At 70.5% G+C, this 5,604-nt stretch carries 5 protein-coding genes; 1 reads left to right on the top strand and 4 read right to left on the bottom strand.

Features of this window, described 5'->3' with window-relative positions; translation table 11 throughout:
- The 4 genes from G6019_RS16450 to G6019_RS16435 all read right to left on the bottom strand — a co-directional run.
- A partial coding sequence (locus G6019_RS16450; protein WP_182628075.1) for an enoyl-CoA hydratase-related protein occupies positions 1 to 521 on the bottom strand: 521 nt, incomplete at its 3' end.
- Entirely contained in the window at positions 518 to 1,504 is a 987-nt protein-coding gene (locus tag G6019_RS16445; protein ID WP_182613439.1) for an NAD(P)H-dependent flavin oxidoreductase, read from the bottom strand. The genes G6019_RS16445 and G6019_RS16450, both read right to left, overlap by 4 nt.
- Positions 1,504 to 3,714 carry a 3-hydroxyacyl-CoA dehydrogenase NAD-binding domain-containing protein gene (locus G6019_RS16440; RefSeq protein ID WP_182613437.1) on the bottom strand — a complete coding sequence of 737 codons (2,211 nt, stop codon included), beginning with the start codon at positions 3,712 to 3,714 and terminating at the stop codon, positions 1,504 to 1,506. Before G6019_RS16440 ends, G6019_RS16445 begins: the two co-directional genes overlap by 1 nt.
- Positions 3,715 to 3,757: 43 nt before the next feature.
- Positions 3,758 to 4,975, bottom strand: a complete 1,218-nt coding sequence (locus tag G6019_RS16435; RefSeq protein WP_107758294.1) for an acetyl-CoA C-acetyltransferase — start codon at positions 4,973 to 4,975, stop codon at positions 3,758 to 3,760.
- A gap of 160 nt (positions 4,976 to 5,135) precedes the next feature.
- Between G6019_RS16435 and G6019_RS16430 the strand changes: the two genes are divergently transcribed.
- On the top strand, positions 5,136 to 5,604 hold a 469-nt coding region (locus tag G6019_RS16430; protein ID WP_182628073.1), incomplete at its 3' end, for a TetR/AcrR family transcriptional regulator.

Below are 5,604 nucleotides of genomic sequence, written 5' to 3'. Positions count from 1 at the left end.
GACACGGCGTCCCCGCGCAGCAGCATCCGGGAGGCGACCGAGCGGCCGACCGCCGCGGGCAGGAGCACGCTGGCCCCGCCGTCCGGCATGAGGCCGATGTTGGTGAACGCGAACAGCAGGTACGCGTCGTCGGACATGAGAACGAGGTCGGAGGCCAGCGCCAACGAGACGCCCACCCCCGCCGCCGGACCGTTGACCGCGGCGATCACCGGGACCGGGGCGGTGAGCACCGCGCGGACCAGGGCCGCGGCATTGTCCATGGTGACGTCGGGGCTGGGAGCGTCGGCGGCTCCCTCCCGGATGGACTGCAGGTCCGCCCCGGTGGTGAACGCCGCTCCCTCGCCGGCGAGCACGATGACACGGGTCCCCGCATCCGCACCGTGCTCGGTGATGAGCCCGATCAGCGCGCCGACCGTGTGGTGGTCGAGCGCGTTCATCCGGTCGGGCCGGTTGATGCTGATGGTCGTCACGCCGAGGTCGTCGGTCTCCACCTTGACGGCGTCGCGTCCGGTGGCGGTCATCGGACCGACTCCGCGGCGGCGACCATGCCGGACAGCCGGTCGGTGATGATCGACTCGGCCTCGGTCATCATGCGGTCGACCAGCTCGGCCGCGGTGGGCACGTCGTCGATCAGGCCCTGGCACTGACCCGCCGACCAGATGCCGGCATCCAGATCGCCGTCCTCGAAGACCTTGCGGCCCCGGGCTCCGGCGACGAGGTGCTGGATGTCGGAGAACTCCACGCCCTCGGCCTCCCTGGCCACCACTTCCGCCGAGACGGCGTTCGCCGCGACCCGCGCGGTGTTGTGCAGCGTGCGGAAGATGAGCGTGGTGTCGAGCTCGGAATTGGCGACGATCTGCTGCTTGACCTGGTCCGCGACCGGCGATTCGGCCGTGCACATGAACCGCGTCCCCATGTTGGCGCCGTCGGCCCCCAGGGCCAGTGCGGCCACGAGGCCGCGGGCGTCGGCGATGCCTCCGGACGCCAGCATCGGGATCGTCAGCCGGGCCGCCGCGGCGGGGATGAGAACCAGACCGGGGACGTCGTCCTCACCCGGGTGGCCCGCGCACTCGAAGCCGTCGATCGACACCGCGTCCACACCGAGCTGCTCGGCCTTGAGTGCGTGGCGGACCGAGGTGCACTTGTGGATGACTTTGATGCCGGCCTCGTGGAACACCGGTAGGTGGTCCTTGGGATTGGACCCGGCGGTCTCGACGATCTTCACCCCCGACTCGACGATCGCCTGCCGGTACTCGGCGTACGGGGGCGGGGAGATGGCGGGCAGGATCGTGAGGTTGACCCCGAACGGCTGGTCGGTCATCTCCCGGCAGCGCGCGATCTCGCGGGCCAGGTCCTCGGGCGTCGGCTGGGTGAGCCCGGTGATGATGCCCAGCGCCCCGGCCTCGGACACGGCGGCGGCGAGTTCGGCGCGGCCGACCCACATCATGCCGCCCTGGACGATCGGATGACGGACACCGAACTCCTCGGTGAAACGGGTACGGATCACGGGTGGACCTCCTCGTAGGTGCCACCGGAGGCGGCCTTGGACCGCAGGGACTCCGGCGGGGTGAACCGGTCCCCGTAGCGCTCGGCGAGCTGCTCGGCGCGGGCGACGAAGCCGGGCAGACCGCCCGGGTACTGGTCCATGTAGCGGGCGACGCCACCGGTCCAGCCCGGGAAGCCGATGCCCAGGATCGATCCGACGTTGGCGTCGGTGGTGGTCTCCAGCACGCCCTCGTCGAGGCACTTGACGGTCTCGATCGCCTCGGCGAAGAGCATGCGGTCGATCGCGTCCTGAAGCGGGATCTCGGTGGCACCACCGAAGGCGTCGGCCAGCCCCGGCCACAGTCCGCCCCGTTTGCCGTCGGAGTACTCGTAGAAGCCGGAGCCGCTCGAGCGACCCTTCCGGCCGAACTCGTCGATCATGCGGTCGAGCACGGCGTTACCCGGATGGTCGGGCAGCTCGCGCCCCTCCGCCTTGGCGGCCTCGCGCGTCTCGTCGCGGATCTTGCGGGGCAGGGTCAGGGTGAGCTCGTCCATCAGCGCCAGCACGGGGGCCGGGTATCCGGCCTGCGCCGACGCCTGTTCGATGGTCGGGGCGGGCACGCCCTCGGCGAGCATGGCCATCCCCTCGCTGGTGAAGGTGCCGATGACGCGCGAGGTGAAGAACCCGCGGGAGTCGTTGACGAGGATGGGGGTCTTGCCGATCTGCGCGACCAGGGCCAGAGCGCGCCCGAGGGCATCCTCCGAGGTCTCGGCCCCCTTGATGATCTCGACCAGCGGCATCTTGTCGACGGGCGAGAAGAAGTGCAGGCCGATGAAGTCGGCCGGCCGGTCCACGCCGCCCGCGAGCATGGTGATGGGAAGGGTCGAGGTGTTGGAGCACAGCAGCGCATCCGGGGCGATGTGTGGCGCGATCTCCGCGAACACCGTCTTCTTGACCTCGGGGTCCTCGAACACGGCCTCGATCACGGCCTGCGCGCCCGCGGCCGCGGCCGGGTCGGTGGTGGGGGTGATGCGCGCCAGGAGCGCCTCGCCCTTCGCCTGCGCGGCGTCACGGGCCGGGCCCTCGGCGGCGCGGGCCACGGTCTTGGCGACCAGTTTTTCCGAGTAGCCCCTGCCCCGCTCGGCCGCGGCCTGGTCGACGTCCTTCAGGACGACCTCCATCCCGGCCTTGGCACAGACATAGGCGATGGCGGCACCCATCATCCCGGCGCCCAGGACGACCACCTTCCTCACCGGCGCGCGGTCGGCGGACCCGTGCTTCCCGGCCAGCCCGTTGGCCTTCTGCAGGTCGAAGAAGAACGCCCGGATCATGTTCTTGGCGGTCTGGCCGGTGGCCAGCCGGGCGAAGTAGCGGGCCTCGATCGTCGAGGCCGCGGCGAAATCGACGCCGGCGCCTTCGACGGCGGCCGCCATGATCGCCACTGGGGCGGGGTAGGGGGCGCCCTTGAGCTGTTTCCGCAGCATGGCGGGGAACGCGGGCAGGTTGCCCGCGAGCGCTGGGCTCGAGGGGGTCCCCCCGGGCATGCGGTAACCCTTCCGGTCCCACGGCTGGGTGGCCGCGACCGGGTCGTCGGCGTTGGCGGCGATCCACGCCTTCGCCGCGGGGATCAGGTCATCCGGGCTCGCGACGAGGTCGTCGACCAGTCCGAGCTCACGGGCCTTGCCCGGGCGCAGGCGCCTGCCCTCGAGCAGCACCTCCATCAGGGCCGTGACCACCCCGAGCATGCGCACGGTGCGGACGATCCCGCCGCCCCCGGGCAGCAGACCTAGGCTCACCTCGGGCAGGCCCAGCTGGATGGACGGGGAGTCCACGACGATGCGGTGGTGGGTCGCCAGCGCGATCTCGAGCCCGCCGCCGAGCGCGGCGCCACCGATCGCGGCCACGACCGGCCTGCCCAGCGTCTCCAACCTGCGCAGAGGGGCCTTCGCCCGCTCCACGGTGTCGACCGCCAGGTCCGCCCCGTCGGCCGGGATGCTCAGGATGTCGCCGAGGTCGCCGCCGGCGAAAAACGACTTCTTGGCCGAGGTCAGGACGACGCCCGTGATGTCGTCGACCTCCTCCTCGAGTCGGTCCACGGCGGCCTCCATCGAGGCCAGGTAGTTCGCGTTCATGGTGTTGGCGCTCTGATCGGGATCGTCCATGGTGAGGACGACAACGCCGTCGGAATCGCGCTCGTACGAGATGGTGTTGGTGTATTCGCTGCTCATTGGGTGTTCTCGTCCTTGTATGGCGTCAGGCCGGCGGCTGGGTCTACAGACGTTCGATGATGGTGGCGATCCCCATGCCGGCGCCCACGCAGAGTGTCGCCAGGGCGAAGCGGGCGTCGCGGCGCTCCAGTTCGTCGAGTGCGGTGCCGAGGATCATCGCGCCGGTGGCGCCGAGGGGGTGGCCCATGGCGATCGCGCCACCGTTGACGTTGATCTTGTCCATCGGGACGTCGAGGTCCTTGGCGAACTTCATGGGTACGGCGGCGAACGCCTCGTTGACCTCGAACAGGTCGATGTCGTCGATCGTCAGTCCCGCCTTGGCCAACGCCTTACGCGCGGCCGGGGTGGGACCGGTGAGCATGATCGTCGGTTCCGATCCCACGACCGCGGCGGACACGATCCGTGCCCGCGGCGTCAACCCGTTCCGCTCACCCGCGGCGGCGTTGCCGACGAGCAGCGCGGTCGCGCCGTCGACGATCCCCGAGGAGTTGCCCGCGTGGTGGACGTGGTCGATCCGCTCGACCCAGTGGTACTTCTGCAGCGCGACGGCGTCGAACCCGGCCTGGTCCCCGAGCGCGGCGAAGGACGGGCGGAGGGCCGAGAGGTCGTCCGCGGTGGTCCCGCGGCGGATGTGCTCGTCATGGTCGAGGACCAGCCGACCGGCCACGTCGACCACCGGCACGACCGAGGCGGCGAACCGACCGTCGTCCCACGCGGCCGACGCCAGTTCCTGGGAGCGGGCGGCGAACTCGTCCACGTCGCGGCGGGTGAAGCCCTCGATGGTGGCGATGAGGTCGGCACCGATGCCCTGGGGGACGAACGAGGTCTCATAGTTGACGCGGGGATTCTGCGCCCAGGCGCCGCCGTCGGAGCCCATGGGCACGCGGGACATCGACTCGACTCCGCCGGCGATGACCAGGTCCTCCCAGCCGGCGCGGACCTTCTGTGCGGCCAGGTTGACCGCCTCGAGCCCGGAGGCGCAGAAACGGTTCTCCTGCACACCGGCGACGGTCTGCGGTAGCCCTGCGGCGAGGGCGGCGACGCGCGGCAACACCGCGCCCTGCTCGCCCACTGGTCCCACGATCCCCATGACCACGTCCTCGATCTGCGCGGGGTCGAGGCCGGGGTTCCGCTCGACGATCGACCGCAGGACCCCGACCGCGAGATCGATCGGGGCGACGCTGTAGAGCGAACCGCTGGACTTTCCCTTGCCGCGTGGCGTGCGCACCGCGTCGAAGATGTAGGCATCGGGCACTGACATGGCGGGGTGTCCCCTCTCGGGTCGGTCGATCCGCACGGTCGGCTCGACTCACTCGCATGGATTCGATCACATATATCTGTGAATTCGGGTTTACTATCTCCACTGTATTGCTTGTTGTCAAGATCACACCCCGAACCGCCATCACGAGATCCGAGAGGCCATGACGTCTCCTTCCGCTCCACCCACGTGGTTCCCGGACGTACCTCCTCCGGGTTCGCGACGTGCGGAGATCGCACTGGTCGCGGCCGAGGAGTTCACGCGGCGCGGGTACCACGCGACCCGCGTGGAACACATCGCACACCGCCTCGCCCTGACCCCCGGTGCGTTGTACCGCCATGTTCCGGGCAAGTACGCGATGTTCCGTGACGCGGTCGCCACACTCGTCGCCGAACTCGACACCGCCACGTCGGGCCTCGACGACTTGAACGATCTGGTCGCCTCGGTCACCCGGGCGACGTTGACCCACCGTTCCCGCGCGGCGCTGTACCGCTGGCAGATCCGCTATCTCACCCCGCAGGACCGAGCGGCGGTCGTGGCGGCCGATGTCCGGATCCGGCAACGGTTCGCCGAGGCGATCCGGGGTGACGACGCGGCCTCGTCACCTGGGGCCGGGGCCGGGGCCGGGGCCG

Origin of the sequence: Dietzia sp. DQ12-76 (assembly GCF_014145045.1) — a bacterium.
Taxonomy (GTDB): Bacteria; Actinomycetota; Actinomycetes; order Mycobacteriales; family Mycobacteriaceae; genus Dietzia.
This window is presented reverse-complemented; position numbering and strand designations above follow the sequence as displayed.